The following is an 18,183-nucleotide window of genomic DNA, read 5'->3' as shown; positions in this document are numbered from 1 at the left end:
CTATCCCTACTTTATGCAGTTTTTTTCTTTTTCCATAAAATCGCACCAATTAAAATAAGAACCGCTATCATAACAATTGTACCACCTGGTGCTAAATCAAGTTGATACGAAGCAAACATTCCACCAATTACTGCAATTTCACCAAATAAAATGGAGAAGAAAATTGTTTGTTTAAATCCATTCGCAATACGAATACTTGCTGCAACTGGTAACGTCATTAATGATGATACGAGAAGAACCCCTACTACACGCATTGATACCGCAATGACAAGCGCAACCAATATAATGAAAATAAAGTGAATCCACTTTGCACTCAAACCGGTTGATACAGCGTATTCCTCATCGAACGATAGTAAAAACAGCTCTTTGTATAATAAAGTAATCGTTACAATAACAACAATTGCTACAATGCCAATGATTATTAAATCCGTACTTGTTACAGCACTTACACTACCAAATAAATAACTAAATAAATCTGTGTTAAATCCATTTGCAAGTGAAATAAAAATAACGCCAATCCCCATTCCTGCTGAAAGAATAATTGGAATTGCTAATTCTTGATAATGTTTATATACAGTACGTAGTTTTTCAATAAGTAACGCCCCACCCATAGAAAAAATCATACCCATATATAACGGATTTAAAAATCCTCCTGTGAAAATTGTTTTTTCTAGTAATAAACTTGCAGCAATACCCGATAATGTCACGTGACTTAACGCATCTGCAATAAGCGACATACGACGAATGACAACAAATACACCGATAAGCGGCGCAACAAGTCCTATTAAAATCCCTGCATATAAAGAGTTACGTAAAAAGTCATATTGTAAAAAATCTTGTATCATTATATCCTCCCGTGATGCTCATGCTCGTGTTCTAAACGATGAACATGATGTCCATATAAGACGGACATTTCTGCATCTTCTAACTCTCGGAACTTTTCTACATTTCCATGGAAATGTAAATGTTGGTTTAAGCATGCAACATGTGTTACCTTCTCGGTAACAGCTCCCATATCATGCGTAACGAGAATTAATGTAATTCCTAGCCTTTTGTTTAAATCCTCTAATATCTCATAAAAACTTTCTACATTCTTCACATCGATTCCAACAGTGGGCTCGTCCAAAATAAGTAATTCAGGATCACTAACGAGCGCACGGGCAATAAATACGCGCTGTTGTTGTCCACCAGAAAGTTCTCCAATATTACGTCCTTGAAACTCACTCATTCCTACATCAGCAATCGCTTTTTCTACCTTTTTCTTATCGTTTTTCGTAAAAAAGCGGAACAACCCTTTTTTCGAAACGAGTCCCATTGACACAACTTCAAACACAGTTGCCGGAAAACCAGAATTAAAGCTATTTGCCTTTTGCGACACATAACCAACTTTGTTCCATTCTTTAAACTTCTTACTATCAACACCAAACAAACGAATGCTTCCCTGTTTTGGCTTTAAAACGCCTAATAAACATTTTAGCAAAGTTGATTTCCCTGAACCATTTGGCCCAACTAAACCTAAAAAAGCTCCCTTCGGAACTTGCAAATTTATATCTTCTAACACATTTCGATCTTCATATCGAAATGACAATCCTTCTATTTCTAATATATTGTTCATAGCATCTCACCTATTTTAATTCAGAATGATTCCGATTTATATCTATTTGAATTATAGTACAGCTTATTATAGTTGTAAACCAATCTGCCTAAAATATATCTACTTTTTCAAGAAACCTTACTATTATAACAAAAAGCAGAGAAAAATTCTCTGCTTTCAAAAGATATTATAATTAATTTTTTAGTGAATAGCTGATTTAAACTTACCACCATTTGTCTCTTGTGTACTCATAATCGTAACAAACGCATTCGCATCAATTTCATACACAATTGATTTTAACTTTGTCACTTCTAGACGTGTTACAACTGCATAAATCACTTCTTTTTCTTTATCCGTGTAACCGCCTTTCGCTACAAGCTTTGTAGTTCCACGACCAAGACGATGCAAAATCGCATTTGATACTTCCTCATATTGATCTGATACAATTAAAACAGCTTTCGTTTCATCTAAACCTTGAATGACTGTATCAATTGTTTTGAATGCAATGTAGTACGTCATAACAGAATACATCGCTTGTTCAACACCAAATACAAATGCTGCCCATGCAAAAATAAATAAGTTCACAAACATTACAAATTCGCCAACGGAGAAAGGTAATTTCTTCGTTAATAAAATACCCATAATTTCTGTTCCGTCCATTGATCCACCATGACGAATAACGAGCCCTACACCAAGACCTAAAATAAGACCACCAAACACTGTAGCTAAAATTGGCTCTGTTGTAAATGGCGGCACAGCATGTAACGTTGATTCAATAAACGCTAAAGCTACAATACCGAACGCCGAAGATAGCATGAACGTTTTTCCGATTTGCTTATAACCCGAATACATAAATGGGATATTGAGAATAACGACCAAAGTAGAAAAACTTAACCACCAAATGTTAGGAGTAAGATAATCTAATATAAGAGAAATACCAATAATTCCACCATCAATAATTTTATTTGGCATTAAAAACAATTCAATTGCTACCGCTGCGCATGCTGCCCCAAAAATAATCATAACTAAACGATAAATAAGATGGATAACACTTTCTTTTCGATGTTGCTTTTGCTCCATAAGTCCTCCCTATACTCTTTTTCTATAGTTTTGTCCTTATATTATAACATACGCTTCTTTTTCTCATGAAAAAAGAAACTCTATACGAATATGTACAAGCTACGTACTCATATATTTCGATAGAAGAACGTGTGAAGGAGGATACCTCGATGAACCTCATTAAACAACTTGTAAATAAAAAATTAAATCATATTTCTACAAAGGAATTATTGAAATATAGTAAAGAATATGACGTTCCAATTACGACTGCACAAGCTGATCAAATTGTTGGACTTATGAAAGGAAAGAATATTAACATTTACGATAATGACGAACGACTAGCGCTCTTAAAACAAATAGCTCAAGTAACCTCGCCCGCTACTGCCCAACAAGTAAATACTTTATTTCAGCAACTACTAAAATAAGGAGGGGATATTCCCCTCCTTATTGCGCTTTAATTTTTTCAAGAAGTCCTTCATCAAAAGTACCATTTTTCAGCATTTCGATTTCTAATTTATACGGTGGCTTCTTATCTTTTTTATCTTCACCTACATATGGCGTTTCCAGAATTTTTGGTACGTGCGTTAACTGCGGATGATGCACAATATGATGCAACGCTTTATAGCCGATATGACCGAAACCAATATTTTCATGACGGTCTTTTCCTGCGCCGCGTACATTTTTACTATCATTAATATGAAGTACTTGTAAACGATCGATACCAACAATCTTATCAAATTCGTTTAATACACCGTCAAAGTCATTTACAATGTCATATCCTGCATCGTGCGTATGGCATGTATCAAAGCATACTGATAGTTTTTCATTATATTTTACACCATCAATAATTTTTGCAATTTCTTCAAAGCTACGGCCGCATTCTGTTCCTTTTCCTGCCATCGTTTCTAACGCAATGTTCACCGTCTGATCTGGCGTTAATACTTCATTAAGTCCTTTAATAATTTGTTGAATACCAGCGTCTGCCCCTGCACCAACGTGCGCACCTGGGTGAAGAACGATTTGTTTTGCCACACCTAATGCTGATGTTCTCTCAATTTCCATCCGAAGGAAATCTACACCTAATTGGAATGTTTCTGGCTTCGTCGTATTTCCAACATTAATAATATATGGCGCATGTACGATAATCTCTTCGATACCGTTTTGTTCCATATGTTTTCTTCCTGCTTCTATGTTCAATTCTTCAATTGGTTTTCTTCTTGTATTTTGCGGTGCACCTGTATAAATCATAAACGTCGTTGCACCGTATGAAACAGCCTCTTCACTTGCTGCTAATAACATTTTCTTACCACTCATAGAAACATGAGATCCAATCTTTAACATACAATCACCTCTTCAATATACAATAGATATAATGATAGCATAATTTGTAGAAATATGTAGTGAATTGTTTGTTCACAAAAAACGCACTACACAAATTTATATGACTATTTAAACAAACTATACTCTTCATTTACATTATCTAGATGAAGCGAAACTTTAATCAATATTTTCTATCCATATTGATTACGGCTCTCACAAATAGCTGAATAAAAAAAGATAAGGGAAATCCCTTATCTTTTTTTATTGCTATATTTTCTCTTCACTTTGTCACGTTCAGTTGCAAGTTTACGTTTATAGTTTGGTTTTACTTTTTTCGGCTTTTTAATAACTTTCGTTGCCATAACGTCAAGTTCATCATTTGGTTTTTTACGGCTCTTACGACGACGGCGTTCACCTAAATCCGCCCACTCATCTCCGCGTAAATCTACATGTTTAAACTCAATATGACGTTGTTTTTCTAAACTATCTAGCGCTTCTTCGTTTGCTGGATCATAAATCGTCACTGCAATACCTGAATGCCCTGCACGTGCTGTTCTTCCAACGCGGTGAACGAAGAAATCTAAATCTGATGGAAGCTCATAGTTAATAACATGACTAATTCCTTCAATATCGATACCACGTGCCGCTAAATCAGTTGCAACAATATATTGGAATTCTAGGTCACGAATTTGTTTCATCATTTTTTTACGATCACGCGGTGATAAATCTCCGTGAATTCGTCCAACTTTTAAGCCGCGCTCCATTAATCCGTCAGCAACCTGATCCGCCATCTTCTTCGTATTCGTAAAAACAACTGCTAAATACGGTTTAAATTGTAGCAACATTTTATTCACTAAATCGATTTTGTTACGATGTTTAGACGGAACTAAATAATGTTCAATATTTCCAGCTGCAACTTGTTTTGGATTGATATGAATATGCTCTGGATTCTCCATATATTTCTTCAGAAACGGTTTTAGTTTTTGAGGAATTGTTGCAGAGAAAACTAGCATTTGCAAGTTTTTAGGCATGCGTGCTGCAATTTTATCTACATCATGAATGAATCCCATATCAAGCATTAAGTCTGCTTCATCGACAATAATCGTATTTGCTTTATGAACAAACAGTGCTTGTTCTTCTACTAAGTCTTTAATACGTCCTGGTGTTCCAACTACAATATGAGGTTGTTTTTTCAACTTTTCAATTGATCGTTGTTTATCAGTTCCACCAATTAAACAACGCGCTGTAATCATTTGATCTTCCGCACAGAACTTTGTTAATTTCACGATTTCTTCGTAAATTTGTTGTGCTAACTCACGAGTAGGCGCTGTAATAACAAGTTGTACTTCTTCACGACCTGGGTTAATTCTGTTCAATGTAGGAAGTAAGTATGCATGTGTTTTCCCAGAACCTGTTTGGGATTGTCCAATTACACTTACACCTTTTTTCACGACCGGGAAAATTTTCTGTTGAATTCCTGTCGGCTCTGTAAAGCGTAGTTCACGAACTGCATCTATTAAAAATGGTTTAAAATCATACTGTGTAAAAGTTTGTTGTGTCATAAGTTACACCTTCTTTCTAAATTTCTACTGCGCGCACAAATCAGTCAAGTCTACATTATATCGAAATCTACAAGTAAAATCCATCTTTAGTTTAGGTTTTTACTTCAAAAACTAACCTTCTTCCCACTTATTGCATATTGTATGTGTATATACCTAACTGAAGAAAGGAGGATTTCTCACATGTTTCCAAAATCCCCCATGAGGCAAATGTATCCGAATCCAGGGCAGCAACCTTATACACCATATCCAATCCCACAACTACCACCAATGGCACAAAAAAAGAAAGGGTTTCTTGCTAAACTCTTTAAAAAACACGATCCAACCGAACCTTTCATGCAAATGGTTCCGCCTTATCGACAAATGGAAGGACCGCCGCCAATGATGCACCAGCAATCGCCACCCCAATATCGACAGCAATATCAACAGCAATATCAGCAACAATATCAGCAACAATACCCGCAGCAATATCAACAGCAACAGCAATATCAACCATACATGCAGCAGCATCCCGAGCAAATGATCCCTCCTCAAATGTATGAATCAAACGAAACGCGCGGCGGTGCAGCAACTCCAGCCGCATCAAGTAGCGGCATCGGTAGTTTTTTTTCGAATTTAATTTCGAATCCAACTAATATGATAAATAATATCGAAAAGGTATCACAAGTCGTTCAATCTGTAAGCCCTGTCGTCGAACAGTACGGTCCTATTATGCGTAACCTACCAACCATTGTTAAAATCCTCACCTCTGGAAAAAGTACGGAAGAAAATCCAACCGAAGATCAAACTGAAGATTTAACAGAAAAGGTTGAGGTAGCAACTCCACCTCCTCCACAAAAAAAAAGAAAAAGAAAAAAAATGGTGATTGAGCCAGTCATAGAAAAAGAAGTACGAGAGGAGCCTGTTCAAAAAATAGCAACAAAACCAAAACTATATGTGTAACAATCCTTTGTTTTCTATCCACTCCTCCTTTATAATGTAAAGGACTATGCACAAAAGTATCCCTTGTTTAGAAGGAGAGGATTACTCATATGAAAATTGTTAAAATTTCCCCTCGTGGTTATTGCTACGGTGTTGTGGACGCGATGGTTATTGCACGTAACGCCGCATTAGATACATCATTACCAAGACCTATTTATATTTTAGGTATGATTGTTCACAACAAACATGTAACAGATGCATTCGAAGAAGATGGCATCATTACATTAGATGGTCCAAGTCGATTAGACATTTTAGATAAAATCGATTCTGGTACTGTTATTTTCACTGCACACGGTGTTTCTCCAGAAGTTAAACAACGTGCAAAAGAAAAAGGTTTAACAACAATTGATGCCACTTGCCCAGATGTTACAAAAACACATGACCTTATTGAAGCAAAGAAAGCTGAAGGTTACCATGTCATTTATATCGGCAAAAAAAATCATCCAGAACCAGAAGGCGCAGTTGGTATCGCACCTGATATCGTTCATCTTATCGAAAGAGCCGATGATTTAAAAACATTAGAAATTCCAACCGATAAAATTTTAGTTACAAATCAAACAACGATGAGTCAATGGGATGTTCAACATTTAATGGAGGACATTCAGAAGAAATTCCCAACAGCAGAATTCCATAAGGAAATTTGTTTAGCAACTCAAGTTCGCCAAGAAGCGGTTGCCAAACAAGCTGATGTTGCAGACTTAACAATTGTTGTTGGTGATCCGAAAAGTAATAACTCAAACCGTTTAGCACAAGTATCACAAGAAATCGCTGGTACGAAAGCATACCGCGTTGCAGACGTAAGTGAAATCAAATTAGAATGGCTACAAGGTGTCGAGAACGTAGCTGTTACAGCAGGTGCTTCTACTCCAACACCAATTACAAAAGAGGTTATCGCTTTCTTAGAGCAATATGACCCAATGAATCCTGCTACATGGGAAAGGGTTCGAAAAGTACCATTACAAAAAATATTACCTCGTGTAAAAGTGAAAAAAGAACAATAATAAAAACCGTTGCCTATATGAGCAACGGTTTTTATTTTTCTTATACAAATGTAAATGGATCTGTATGTAACTGCGAAGCATGAATATGTACATTCAGTTTCTTTGCATCTGCTTTTTCTTGTAATTGCTTTTGTACACCTTGCTTCATTACCTTTTCAACATTATGTCCTGGGTCGACGATATTTAAACCGAGCATCATCGCATCATGAGCCACGTGATAATACATGTCACCTGTTACATATACATCCGCACCTTTAAATTTAGCTTGATTGATGTATTTGTTACCATCGCCACCAAGTACAGCTACTTTGCGCACTTTATCATCTAATTTCCCAACAACTCGCGCACCCTTTACATCTAACGATTGCTTTACATGTTCCGCAAACTGTCCAAGTGTCATTTCTTCTTGTAAATACCCTATTTTTCCAAGCCCTAACGTTTCACCTTTGTTATCAAGTGGATACACATCATATGCTACTTCTTCATATGGATGTGCCGTTACCATTGCTTTAATCACTTTTCGCTGGAATGAAGCTGGAATAATCGTTTCGATTCGCACTTCTTCTACGCGTTCTAACTGCCCAGTTTCCCCGATATAAGGATTTGTTCCCTCTTGAGGCATAAACATGCCTGTACCCTCACTGCTAAACGTACAGTGGCTATAATTGCCGATATGACCAGCACCTGCATCTCCTAATGCTTTTCTTACTTCTTCTGCATGAGTTTCAGGCACAAACACTACGATTTTTTTCATTTCTTCTGCGTATGTCGGTGCCAAAACTTCTGTATTTTGCAATCCTAACGCCTCAGCAAGTAAATCATTTACCCCGCCCTTAGCAACATCCACATTTGTATGCGCTGCATAGATTGCAATATCATTTTTCATACACTTTTCAATAATTTTCCCATACGCCTTATCTGTATGAATCGCTTTTAGTGGGTTAAAAATTAAAGGGTGATGCGCAATAATGACATTCGCTCCTAATTGAATTGCTTCATCCACAACTTCTTCCGTTACATCTAACGCAATTAATACGTGCTGCACGGGTTTATTAAGCGCCCCAATTTGCAGGCCAATCTTATCTCCTTCCATCGCCAAATGCTTCGGATACATACTTTCAAATAACGAAATAATTTCATGGCCATTTGGAATTTTACTCATGATAAAACCTCCCCTATCATTTTCATTTTCGCTTCTACTTCCGCACGCTTCGCTTTTGTTTCTTCAGAATCAGCCGCACGTTCTAACTGCTTTAAAATATTTTGGAAGTTTTTTAATTCTCCTTCCCACTTTTCAACGAAAGCTTCACTTTTTTCTTTCATTAAAAATGGTCCCATAAATAATTCAGCCTGTTTATTTTCAGAGTAAGGAACCATGATATTTCCTCGCTCCCCTACTAAAATCTCGTAAATTTTCCCATCTTCTTTTACGATTTTTTCATGGATAAGCTCCCATCCATTCTCAATAAACCATTCACGAATGTGATGCGCTGCAATATTCGGCTGTAAAATTAAACGTGTTACACCTTCTAATTTTTCTTTACCACTTTCTAAAATATCACGAATTAACGCTCCGCCCATTCCGGCAACCGTAATTACATCTACTTCTCCTGGCGCGATAACAGCTAATCCATTCCCTTTACGCACATCTACTTTATCTTGTAAGCCACTTTCAGCTACAGTTGCCTGCGCAGAACGAAATGGTCCATCTACAACCTCTCCAGCAACTGCTTTAGTAGCAATATTATTTATAATTGTATAACACGGTAAATACGCATGATCCGATCCAATATCAGCAACTGTAGATCCTACTGGTATTTCACGCACAACCTCTTCTAATCGTTTCGAAAGCTTTACTTCATTCATGTATTTCCATTACTCCTTCTCTTGTCAGTCTGTCTCCATGATAATGAATTTATAGTAGTTGTTGCAAGCCCATAACAACAATTCACTTCTCTATCATTCATCGTATTTTAGAAAATATAGAAAAACAAGCCTTTTGCTTAAGCAAAAGGCTTGTCATACGGAACTTTATTTTTTCTTCGATAACCAATCAGCTACTTTAGCAGCTTGATCAGCTGGAACTATATTGGCAGGCATATTGCCTTTTCCTTTCGAAAGAATTTCTTTAATTTCATCCTTTGAAAGTTTCCCACCAATTTTTTGTAAATTAGGTCCTACCGCCCCTTGTAATTGATCACCGTGGCAGCTCGTACAGCTTTGCTTCACAATATCCTCTGGCTTGGATGCTGTTTGTGCTGGTTTCCCGCCATTTTTTGCATCAGCTAACTCTTTAGATTTATTTAGCCCCTGAAATGAAAATACAAACATAACGATAATACCCAATGCTGCAATAAGAGCGAACGGAATCAGCGGATTACGTTTCATATCTCTTCTCCCCCCTCTATACCCCTAAATAGTTAGATGATTCAGTCATTTCCATTGTACTTGAAAACGCTCTATCAGAAAAGAGTAAACTACTAATCGTTAAAAATATTCCATAAATTCAGTTTATTGTTTTTTATTGTTATATCGCTTATTATTTCGATAATTACTAACGTTTCTCATCATATTTTTCACTTTTCTACATATATTTTTGTATAGAATAAACAAAATTAATCGAAAAATCGAAAAATGAGCATTTGCAAATCAAAAGACAATTCTGTAAAATAAATTACAAGAAATTGTAATCGTTGCTGACAGTTAAAGTTTAACAAAAATTAACAAAATAAAAAAGTTTACTTCACAAAGGTGAAGTAAACTTAAAGGTAGCCTATTCTAAGAAATCCTTAAGGCGCTTACTACGGCTTGGATGTCTCAATTTACGTAATGCTTTTGCTTCAATTTGACGGATACGTTCTCTCGTTACGCCGAATACTTTCCCAACTTCTTCAAGCGTACGAGTTCGTCCATCATCTAAACCAAAACGAAGACGTAGAACATTTTCTTCACGATCTGTTAGTGTATCTAACACATCTTCTAATTGTTCTTTTAGCAATTCATACGCTGCATGGTCCGCAGGTGATGTTGCTTCTTGGTCTTCAATGAAATCACCTAAATGGGAGTCATCTTCTTCACCAATCGGTGTTTCAAGAGAAACTGGCTCCTGTGCAATTTTTAAGATTTCACGTACTTTTTCTGGAGCAAGATCCATTTCTTCACCAATCTCTTCAGGAGATGGTTCACGTCCTAAATCTTGTAATAATTGACGTTGTACACGAATTAACTTATTAATCGTTTCAACCATATGAACTGGGATACGAATTGTTCTTGCTTGGTCTGCAATCGCACGTGTAATTGCTTGGCGAATCCACCAAGTTGCATACGTACTAAATTTGAAACCTTTACGATAATCGAACTTTTCAACCGCTTTAATTAGACCCATATTCCCTTCTTGGATTAAGTCTAAGAAAAGCATGCCACGGCCCACGTAGCGCTTTGCAATACTTACTACAAGACGTAAGTTTGCTTCTGCAAGACGACGTTTCGCTTCTTCATCGCCTTCTTCAATGCGCGTTGCAAGTCGAATTTCTTCTTCTGCAGATAGTAAATCTACACGACCAATTTCTTTTAAATACATACGAACAGGATCGTTGATTTTAACCCCTGGTGGTACGCTTAAATCATTGAGGTCGAATTCTTCTTCCGATTTTGCTATTTGGCGATTATTAGGGCCTTCGTCGTTGTCATTGTCACCAACTAAGTCAATCCCTTGTTCACCTAAATATTCATAGTATTCATCCATTTGATCGGATTCAATTTCAAATCCATTCATGCGTTCTGCAATCTCTTCATATGTAAGAACGCCACGTTTTTTTCCGAGCTCAGTGAGTTGTTCTTTCACTTGCTCAAGGGTCATTTCAGTTTCAATTTGTTTAGAACGAGCTGGTTTGTCAGCCATCTGTTCCCCTCCTTACGCGAGATACAAACATTCATTATACTAAAAATTTATCAAAAAAGCTATTTTCTCGCTTTTTGATTTTGTAAATATGCTACATAATATTTAGCAGCCTCTACAGGATCTGTCTTTTCCATTTGTTTTATCTTGAAGATGATTTCCATCTTTTCAAGTTTTTCTTGATGACGTCTAAGCGTCTCCAAATGGCCTTGTAACACTTCTTCTGTGTATTCTGGATTAATAAATTCATCCGTCGAAATATCAGTAATAATATTTTTCAACTTTTCATCAGAGAGCCAACTTAAAAATGTTCCGACTGAAGGTTCATTTCCCTTTTCATAATATGCGTATAGTTCATATAAAATCCCTTTATGTTCTTCTGTATGAAAATCTTCTATGTGGGATTCCATACGAACGGCCACTTCTGGACTTTGCAACATATGGTAAATAATTTCTCTTTCAGCCCTTTCAAAACCTGTTAACTTCGGTTTTGTTTGAACAATTTGAGACGGCTTAGAAACCTGCTTTACTTGTTTTTGTTGTACCTTTTGTTCTTTGCGATATTGGTGCAATTGATTCAAAAGTGTTTCCATTGAATACGAAAATTCTTGCGATAATGACTTCAAATATGATTCTGCCTGCATCGCATCCTGTAACAACGATAACTCTTTTAAAACACTTTTCACATACTCTTCTTTGCCCGACTCATCTTGCAAATTTTTCCCTAAACGCAAATGATTTATTTTAAAACCAACAAAACTTATACTTGATTTCACAAGATTTTCAAAAGCAGTTGTCCCATATTGTTGCACATATTCATCAGGATCAAGCTTATCTGGCAAGGATGTAACTTTCACTTGGCAACCAACTTGCAACAATAATTGCCCTGCTTTCATCGTCGCTTCTCGCCCTGCTTTATCACCATCATAGCAAAGAACAACAGTTTCAACGTTACGTCGCAGAAGTTTTGCTTGTTCTTCAGTTAAAGCTGTTCCCATTGTCGCAACAGCTTCTTCCACACCACTTTTTACCGCAGCTAGTACGTCGGCATACCCTTCAAAAAGGACCACTTGCCCACGTTTTCTAATAAACGGCCTTGCTTGATGGAAGTTATACAACAATTTACTTTTGTGAAAAATTGGTGTTTCTGGACTATTTAAATATTTCGGAGTGTCATCTCCTAACGCCCTTCCACTAAACGCTATCACTTTACCTTGTAACGTATAGATTGGGAACATAACTCGTCCACGGAAGCGATCATAATGACTACCATCCTTCTCGCTTCTTATGAGAAGACCAGCTTGTTCCATACTAGACAACGATAAACCTCTTTTTTGTAAAATTTTCGTTGCTGCATCCCAAGCAGGTGACGCATAACCAATTTCAAACTTCTCAATCATCTCTTTTGTAATACCACGTTTTAACAAATACGAAAGTGCTTCATTTCCTTCTTCTGTATTTACTAATAAATGATGATAATACTTTTTTAAAAGTTCATGAGCCTGTTGCATGATGACAGTGTCATCAGATATGTCTTCTTGTTGTCCTTGCCCTGATGTATACTCTGCAACCGCAATTCCATTTCTTTCACCTAGCTTTTGAACAGCTTCGGTAAAAGCCAGTCCTTCCATTTTCATTAGAAAGGAAAATACATTTCCACCTTCTCCACATCCGAAGCAATGAAAAATTTGCTTATCAGATGAAACAGAGAATGAAGGAGAATTCTCACCATGAAACGGACAAAGGCCGAAATAGTTACGTCCCTGTTTTCTAAGTTGAACGTATTCACCAATCACTTCGACAATATCGGATGACGTCCGAATTTGTTCAACAACTTCTTCAGGAATTCTGTTCCCCATAACTCCATCTCCGTGTCGTATTTTGTATTCGATATAAATTAAAAAATTCCTTTATAATTCGACAATATTTTTTCTAAACTTATTAGAAAATGTTGTCGATCACGTTATCCAGCGATTTTGCAGACTCTTTTCTGCGTAATTTCGCAGATACGTACCTAATTATATAAAATTGTATCCATTTGCTCATCTATTACAAATGTACCTCATGGAGACAATACATATGCACTTTTTCACAAGAAGACTAGCAAGCACCATATCCTATGTGATCACGAGATCTGTTTTTTGCATGTTGATACATATAAAGAAATCAACTTTTGCTTATTCAGCATCTACATAGATCCAAATTCCCTCGCTGCTTCCTTAAACGATGAGCATACGATGTGACAAACAACATTTTGACATGAAAATTCGTTCCAACTCGCACAATTGTCAGCTTTCACAGTATATGCATCTGCATCAACTCATACCATATTGATGTTTTGCATATTTCTGTATTCTACATCCCTTCTGCGAATCCTTCCATAATGTGCGTTTTCTTGTATAGATTTTGTCGATTTAACGTAATTACATGTCATTTCTTAAATCATATCCCTAGTTTATTCTGAAAAATTAAAGTCTAAACGTAAAATATAGGTTTTTATCACAATTTTTTATTATAATATATTTTCTTCAACTACGCTACATATCCCTTTATTTTTTCATCTTCTATTTCAGGATAGCGAAACCCTACTTTTAACATAATAAAAAGACAGAAGAATATAAGTATAACCACTTCACTATCATCTATTACGAAATCAGCAGGCACTGTGTTTCTCACGAGCGAAAAAAGCACATTCACCTTTGGTAAATGTGCTAAAACATTTTTTGGTTTTGCACTGCATTCACAATAATGTTAGCTGTTTCTTCAATCGCTTTGTTCGATACATCAATTACTTGACAATTTATTTTACTAACTACATTCTCAAAGTGATCAATCTCTTCTTTAATACGATTAATATTGGCATATGTTGCTCCGTCACTTAGTCCAAGTGATTTCAATCGCTCTTTTCGAATATGATTTAACTTCTCTGGCGTAATTTTCAAACCGAAGCATTTTTCTTTAGCCACTTGATATAATTCTTCAGGCGGATCTACTTCTGGTACTAGTGGTACGTTGGCAACTTTCAAACGTTTGTTATGAGCTAAATATTGAGAAAGTGGTGTTTTTGATGTGCGCGAAATCCCAATTAACACGATATCTGCTTTTAAAATACCACGTGCATCTCTACCATCATCATACTTCACAGCAAACTCAATCGCTTCAATCTTTTTAAAGTATTCTTCATCTAATCTACGAACAACACCAGGCTCATATCTAGGCACTTGCCCTGTAATTTCTTCAATTTGATCGATTAGAGGGCCGATAATATCATATGCCTCTACACCTTCTTTTGCAGCCTCTGTCACTAAATATTGGCGCATGTCAGGCTTTACTAACGTAAAACAAATAAGTGCTTGATTGCTCTTAGCAATCGAAATCACTTCTTTTAATGTCCCTGTATCTTCTACATACGGCACACGTCTAATATCAGGAGCAAATGGGAATTGCCCCATTGCTGCTCGAACAACCAAATCAGCCGTTTCTCCTACAGAGTCAGATACGACATATACGATTTTATTATCCATTACATTACCTCACTTTAAACAAATTACACTTATTCGTTATTTACTAAGTTTACAAACGCACGTGTAATATTTGTTTTTGTAATTCGTCCAACCACTTCTAAACCTTGTTTCGTATCTTTTACAACTGGCATCGCATCAATCTGTCTTTCTATTAATTCCATCGCAATATCATATAAAGAATCTTCTCTACGACACATCGCAATGTTTGGCATCCTTGTCATGATAATATTAACCGGAAGTGAGGTTAAATCCTGCTTCCCTAAGCTAGCTCGTAATAAATCTTTACGAGATACAACGCCTACTAATAGAGTCGATTGATCTACAACGAATAATGTACCTACATCCTCTAAAAACATAGTACAAATCGCATCGTATACTGATACATTTTTATCAATTACAACCGGTCTAGATTGATAATCTTGTACTTTAATTTTCTTAACAGCTTCAGATAATAACTGCCCCCCAGTTTTACCCGTATAAAAATAACCTACGCGCGGACGTGCTTCTAAATAACCAGCCATCGTTAAAATTGCTAAGTCTGGTCTTAGCGTTGCACGTGTTAATCCCAATTGCGCAGCAATTGACTCCCCTGTAATAGGACCGTGATCTTTTACAATCTGAATGATATGTTCTTGCCGTTTATTCAGCTCTATGATAATCACCACCTTTAATGCACAACGAAAAAAGTTATACTATCTCTTAAATATTATATACTAAATATGCTATTCGAAAAAGAAAGGATGTAAAAAGGACCGTATACGGCCCCAAATTATATTTGAAACTTATCAAGTTGTTCTAAGAAACGTCTTGATTTCAAATAAATCCCGCAATATTCATCATAATATGTATTCAATACTAAACGCATTTGTTTTTTTGTGCTATCCTTCACTGATACATTGCCAAGTCTATGTAAATCGAAGTGGTAGAAAAGACGTAATAATTTATGAACGGCTTCCCCCACTGGTATACGATACTGATCTTGCTCAGCATGACGTGAGCACAGAAAACCGCCCTCCCTAACAGAGAAGGCGACAAAATCTGTTTCTTGATGACAAATCGCACATGTATCAAAGTACGGGCGCATCCCTAATACCGGAAGCATTTTCGTTTGATAAATTAATGATAATACTTCTGGATCAACACCCTCACACATATAATGCAACGTTTGATATAACATTTCAAATAAATATGGATTATGTTTTTTATCTTCTGTTGCTTTATCAGTTAACTCAACAATAAATGATGCATAAGCAGTTAAAAATATATCCTCGCGAATTTCTTTCATAGTTGAAATAATCTCGCCTTGTTGCAAAGTTCCAAGTCCAGATCCCATTTGAATAAGAAAATGACCATGTGTCATAAGTTGCGAAACAGATGCTAACCGGCTTTTCGGTTTTTTCGCTCCTCTTGCCATTGCACTTACCTTACCCAATTCTCTTGAGAATATTGTAACAATCTTGTTCGTTTCTCCGTAATCTGTCGTACGGATAACGATGCCCTCAACTTTTTGAAACATGTTCGTCACCATCCAAGGTTTGAACAAAACGGGTCAAGAAATTGGAGAGTCTAGATGCGCTAGCTCCTCTTCATGTTGATCCATCTCATCGTTTACGTCTTTTTCCATTTCTTTCAAAAGCAAATACGTCTCAATGCTTCCTGTTTTGGAGAAAAACTTCCAGGTAAAATCTAGCATAAGAATCCACCTTTCTCAATAAGCGTAGCCTATAAACCAATTTCTTTTGTTGTTATTAAATTGACCCATTTTGTCCATTTTCATGTGAGAAAAATTTTTCCTAATTTATCAAAACTCATAAAAACCAATAATCAGCGGATGAACAAAACATCCGCTGATTACAGCTTTACTCTATTTTAATACTCGTCTTCGCGGAAACCAAGGTCACGAAGCTGAGACATTTTATTTCGCCAATCTTTTTGCACTTTTACCCATACTTCTAAAAATACTTTAGAACCAAGTAATGCTTCAATATCAAAACGAGCTCGCTTACCGACTTCTTTTAACATCTTCCCTTGTTTTCCGATAATAATCCCTTTTTGCGACGGACGTTCAACAACAATAGTTGCATTAATATAAACCGCCCCGCCCTCGCGTTTTTGAATTGCATCGATAACAACAGCCACAGAATGCGGCACTTCTTCACGTGTTAAATGTAGTACTTTCTCACGAATAAGCTCTGCAATAATAAATCTCTCCGGATGATCCGTTACTTGATTATCTGGGTAGTATTGTGGTCCTTCCGGTAAATACTTTTTAATTGTTCCAATTAGAGCTTCCACATTATTACCGTCTAATGCAGAAATTGGTACGATTTCTGCAAAGTCATGTAATTTGCGATATTGATCAATTAGCTCTAATAATTGTTCTGGGTGAACTTGGTCAATTTTATTAATAACTAAAAATACTGGTTGTTTCGTTTCTTTTAACTTCTCGATGATGAATTCTTCACCACGACCAAAGCCTTCAACAGCATTAACCATAAACAGAACAATATCAACTTCTTTTAATGTCGTTTGCGCCATCTTCACCATGAAGTCGCCTAGTTTATGTTTAGGTTTATGTATTCCTGGTGTATCAATGAAAATTACTTGTGAATCATTTTCTGTATATACGCCTTGAATTTTATTACGAGTTGTTTGTGGCTTGTCACTCATAATAGCAATTTTTTGACCAATAATACGATTTAAAAATGTAGATTTCCCAACATTCGGTCTGCCAATAATAGAGACAAAACCTGATTTATAACCTTTTCTATTCATGTAAATCCTCCGCTAAAAATGCTCCTGGTAACAATTCTCCGACTGTTGTCTCTTGAACGTCACCATGTAAATTTGATAGGTATACTTTCGTATCCTGTTTACATAATTCTACCATAACTTGTCGACATGCTCCACAAGGAGGTACTGGACGCTTCGTATCCGCCACAATTGCGATAGCTACAAACTCTTTATCTCCTTCAGAAACCGCCTTAAATAAAGCTGTTCTTTCTGCACAGTTACATAAACCATATGATGCATTCTCAACATTACATCCACGATATACTTTTCCATCCTGTGTTAATAATGCTGCACCTACTTGAAATTTAGAATATGGTACGTACGCTTGTTTACGCGCTTCGATTGCTTCTTGAATTAATTGTTTACTATTCATATTCCCGCATCCTTCCTGTTCCCAGCTGTGAATAGATACACTCTCTTATTAAAGGCCTTTACGGCACCTTCAAAGCTTAAT

General features: G+C 36.4%; 19 protein-coding genes. 3 read left to right on the top strand and 16 right to left on the bottom strand.

From position 1 onward, the window contains the following. Nucleotides 1-11 precede the first annotated feature (11 nt). The 3 genes from ACTFRS_RS14065 to ACTFRS_RS14055 all read right to left on the bottom strand — a co-directional run bounded on the left by ACTFRS_RS14065 (nucleotide 12) and on the right by ACTFRS_RS14055 (nucleotide 2,674). Entirely contained in the window at nucleotides 12-845 is an 834-nt protein-coding gene (locus tag ACTFRS_RS14065) for a metal ABC transporter permease (protein ID WP_000613827.1), read from the bottom strand. Next, nucleotides 845-1,615 (bottom strand): metal ABC transporter ATP-binding protein, encoded by a 771-nt coding sequence (locus ACTFRS_RS14060; protein WP_001059653.1) that lies wholly within the window; start codon nucleotides 1,613-1,615, stop codon nucleotides 845-847. Before ACTFRS_RS14060 ends, ACTFRS_RS14065 begins: the two co-directional genes overlap by 1 nt. Nucleotides 1,616-1,795: 180 nt before the next feature. Further along, nucleotides 1,796-2,674 (bottom strand): YitT family protein, encoded by an 879-nt coding sequence (locus ACTFRS_RS14055; protein ID WP_000435958.1) that lies wholly within the window; start codon nucleotides 2,672-2,674, stop codon nucleotides 1,796-1,798. Nucleotides 2,675-2,823: 149 nt separating this feature from the next. Between ACTFRS_RS14055 and ACTFRS_RS14050 the strand changes: the two genes are divergently transcribed. Beyond that, nucleotides 2,824-3,078, top strand: coding sequence for a DUF2624 domain-containing protein (locus tag ACTFRS_RS14050; RefSeq protein ID WP_001048963.1), 255 nt, complete (start codon nucleotides 2,824-2,826; stop codon nucleotides 3,076-3,078). 19 nt (nucleotides 3,079-3,097) lie between these two features. Here ACTFRS_RS14050 and ACTFRS_RS14045 read toward each other — a convergent pair whose 3' ends face one another. Together ACTFRS_RS14045 and ACTFRS_RS14040 are read right to left on the bottom strand one after the other, a co-directional pair. Then, entirely contained in the window at nucleotides 3,098-3,994 is an 897-nt protein-coding gene (locus ACTFRS_RS14045; RefSeq protein ID WP_000912466.1) for a deoxyribonuclease IV, read from the bottom strand. A 230-nt stretch (nucleotides 3,995-4,224) separates the two neighbouring features. Further along, nucleotides 4,225-5,535: a DEAD/DEAH box helicase gene (locus ACTFRS_RS14040; RefSeq protein ID WP_000194030.1), complete on the bottom strand. Its 1,311-nt coding sequence runs from the start codon at nucleotides 5,533-5,535 to the stop codon at nucleotides 4,225-4,227. A gap of 180 nt (nucleotides 5,536-5,715) precedes the next feature. Here ACTFRS_RS14040 and vrrA point away from each other — a divergent pair, with 180 nt between their 5' ends. Next, a complete protein-coding gene (vrrA, locus tag ACTFRS_RS14035) occupies nucleotides 5,716-6,474 on the top strand; it encodes a VrrA/YqfQ family protein (protein WP_139866639.1) in 759 nt (252 codons plus the stop codon). Between the two features lie 89 nt (nucleotides 6,475-6,563). Continuing rightward, nucleotides 6,564-7,514 carry a 4-hydroxy-3-methylbut-2-enyl diphosphate reductase gene (locus ACTFRS_RS14030; RefSeq protein WP_000706669.1) on the top strand — a complete coding sequence of 317 codons (951 nt, stop codon included), beginning with the start codon at nucleotides 6,564-6,566 and terminating at the stop codon, nucleotides 7,512-7,514. A 40-nt stretch (nucleotides 7,515-7,554) separates the two neighbouring features. On the opposite strand, the gene ACTFRS_RS14025 is transcribed toward ACTFRS_RS14030, so the two are convergent. From ACTFRS_RS14025 to ACTFRS_RS13975, 11 genes are all read right to left on the bottom strand, one after another. Beyond that, entirely contained in the window at nucleotides 7,555-8,676 is a 1,122-nt protein-coding gene (locus ACTFRS_RS14025; RefSeq protein ID WP_139866637.1) for a Nif3-like dinuclear metal center hexameric protein, read from the bottom strand. Continuing rightward, nucleotides 8,673-9,380 carry a tRNA (adenine(22)-N(1))-methyltransferase gene (locus ACTFRS_RS14020; RefSeq protein WP_139866635.1) on the bottom strand — a complete coding sequence of 236 codons (708 nt, stop codon included), beginning with the start codon at nucleotides 9,378-9,380 and terminating at the stop codon, nucleotides 8,673-8,675. The genes ACTFRS_RS14025 and ACTFRS_RS14020 overlap by 4 nt, the downstream gene beginning before the upstream one ends. A 165-nt stretch (nucleotides 9,381-9,545) precedes the next feature. After that, nucleotides 9,546-9,902, bottom strand: a complete 357-nt coding sequence (cccA, locus tag ACTFRS_RS14015) for a cytochrome c550 (protein WP_000828141.1) — start codon at nucleotides 9,900-9,902, stop codon at nucleotides 9,546-9,548. Between the two features lie 385 nt (nucleotides 9,903-10,287). After that, the gene (gene rpoD, locus ACTFRS_RS14010; RefSeq protein ID WP_000764060.1) at nucleotides 10,288-11,415 is read right to left on the bottom strand and encodes an RNA polymerase sigma factor RpoD; all 1,128 of its coding nucleotides are present in this window, start codon (nucleotides 11,413-11,415) and stop codon (nucleotides 10,288-10,290) included. A 59-nt stretch (nucleotides 11,416-11,474) separates the two neighbouring features. Continuing rightward, nucleotides 11,475-13,271 carry a DNA primase gene (dnaG, locus tag ACTFRS_RS14005; protein WP_048550869.1) on the bottom strand — a complete coding sequence of 599 codons (1,797 nt, stop codon included), beginning with the start codon at nucleotides 13,269-13,271 and terminating at the stop codon, nucleotides 11,475-11,477. Between the two features lie 852 nt (nucleotides 13,272-14,123). Beyond that, nucleotides 14,124-14,936: a pyruvate, water dikinase regulatory protein gene (locus ACTFRS_RS14000; RefSeq protein ID WP_000368943.1), complete on the bottom strand. Its 813-nt coding sequence runs from the start codon at nucleotides 14,934-14,936 to the stop codon at nucleotides 14,124-14,126. Between the two features lie 29 nt (nucleotides 14,937-14,965). Next, entirely contained in the window at nucleotides 14,966-15,598 is a 633-nt protein-coding gene (locus ACTFRS_RS13995) for a helix-turn-helix transcriptional regulator (RefSeq protein ID WP_000583759.1), read from the bottom strand. 107 nt (nucleotides 15,599-15,705) lie between these two features. Further along, complete coding sequence (recO, locus tag ACTFRS_RS13990) at nucleotides 15,706-16,452, bottom strand: DNA repair protein RecO (RefSeq protein WP_000487010.1); 747 nt, start codon at nucleotides 16,450-16,452, stop codon at nucleotides 15,706-15,708. 33 nt (nucleotides 16,453-16,485) lie between these two features. Further along, nucleotides 16,486-16,629 carry a YqzL family protein gene (locus tag ACTFRS_RS13985; protein WP_000883924.1) on the bottom strand — a complete coding sequence of 48 codons (144 nt, stop codon included), beginning with the start codon at nucleotides 16,627-16,629 and terminating at the stop codon, nucleotides 16,486-16,488. A 176-nt stretch (nucleotides 16,630-16,805) separates the two neighbouring features. Then, nucleotides 16,806-17,711: a GTPase Era gene (gene era / locus ACTFRS_RS13980; protein ID WP_001080241.1), complete on the bottom strand. Its 906-nt coding sequence runs from the start codon at nucleotides 17,709-17,711 to the stop codon at nucleotides 16,806-16,808. Beyond that, nucleotides 17,704-18,102, bottom strand: coding sequence for a cytidine deaminase (locus ACTFRS_RS13975; protein WP_001086294.1), 399 nt, complete (start codon nucleotides 18,100-18,102; stop codon nucleotides 17,704-17,706). The genes era and ACTFRS_RS13975 overlap by 8 nt, the downstream gene beginning before the upstream one ends. Nucleotides 18,103-18,183: the final 81 nt, after the last annotated feature.

Source organism: Bacillus cereus group sp. MYBK139-1 (genome assembly GCF_051916915.1).
GTDB classification, from domain to species: Bacteria; Bacillota; Bacilli; order Bacillales; family Bacillaceae_G; genus Bacillus_A; species Bacillus_A pacificus.
The sequence above is the reverse complement of the archived record's forward strand: the minus strand, read 5'-3'. Positions and strand labels throughout refer to the sequence as shown.

Bases quoted from the DNA above. Each gene is read 5' to 3' on its own strand.
- ACTFRS_RS14045 (WP_000912466.1), bottom strand. From the start codon at position 3,994: ATGTTAAAGATTGGATCTCATGTTTCTATGAGTGGTAAGAAAATGTTA.
- ACTFRS_RS14040 (WP_000194030.1), bottom strand. From the start codon at position 5,535: ATGACACAACAAACTTTTACACAGTATGATTTTAAACCATTTTTAATA.
- rpoD (WP_000764060.1), bottom strand. From the start codon at position 11,415: ATGGCTGACAAACCAGCTCGTTCTAAACAAATTGAAACTGAAATGACC.
- dnaG (WP_048550869.1), bottom strand. From the start codon at position 13,271: ATGGGGAACAGAATTCCTGAAGAAGTTGTTGAACAAATTCGGACGTCA.
- ACTFRS_RS14055 (WP_000435958.1), bottom strand. From the start codon at position 2,674: ATGGAGCAAAAGCAACATCGAAAAGAAAGTGTTATCCATCTTATTTAT.
- ACTFRS_RS14050 (WP_001048963.1), top strand. From the start codon at position 2,824: ATGAACCTCATTAAACAACTTGTAAATAAAAAATTAAATCATATTTCT.
- vrrA (WP_139866639.1), top strand. From the start codon at position 5,716: ATGTTTCCAAAATCCCCCATGAGGCAAATGTATCCGAATCCAGGGCAG.
- ACTFRS_RS14000 (WP_000368943.1), bottom strand. From the start codon at position 14,936: ATGGATAATAAAATCGTATATGTCGTATCTGACTCTGTAGGAGAAACG.
- ACTFRS_RS14025 (WP_139866637.1), bottom strand. From the start codon at position 8,676: ATGAGTAAAATTCCAAATGGCCATGAAATTATTTCGTTATTTGAAAGT.
- ACTFRS_RS14060 (WP_001059653.1), bottom strand. From the start codon at position 1,615: ATGAACAATATATTAGAAATAGAAGGATTGTCATTTCGATATGAAGAT.
- ACTFRS_RS14030 (WP_000706669.1), top strand. From the start codon at position 6,564: ATGAAAATTGTTAAAATTTCCCCTCGTGGTTATTGCTACGGTGTTGTG.
- recO (WP_000487010.1), bottom strand. From the start codon at position 16,452: ATGTTTCAAAAAGTTGAGGGCATCGTTATCCGTACGACAGATTACGGA.
- ACTFRS_RS14065 (WP_000613827.1), bottom strand. From the start codon at position 845: ATGATACAAGATTTTTTACAATATGACTTTTTACGTAACTCTTTATAT.
- ACTFRS_RS13985 (WP_000883924.1), bottom strand. From the start codon at position 16,629: ATGCTAGATTTTACCTGGAAGTTTTTCTCCAAAACAGGAAGCATTGAG.
- era (WP_001080241.1), bottom strand. From the start codon at position 17,711: ATGAATAGAAAAGGTTATAAATCAGGTTTTGTCTCTATTATTGGCAGA.
- ACTFRS_RS14020 (WP_139866635.1), bottom strand. From the start codon at position 9,380: ATGAATGAAGTAAAGCTTTCGAAACGATTAGAAGAGGTTGTGCGTGAA.
- ACTFRS_RS13975 (WP_001086294.1), bottom strand. From the start codon at position 18,102: ATGAATAGTAAACAATTAATTCAAGAAGCAATCGAAGCGCGTAAACAA.
- cccA (WP_000828141.1), bottom strand. From the start codon at position 9,902: ATGAAACGTAATCCGCTGATTCCGTTCGCTCTTATTGCAGCATTGGGT.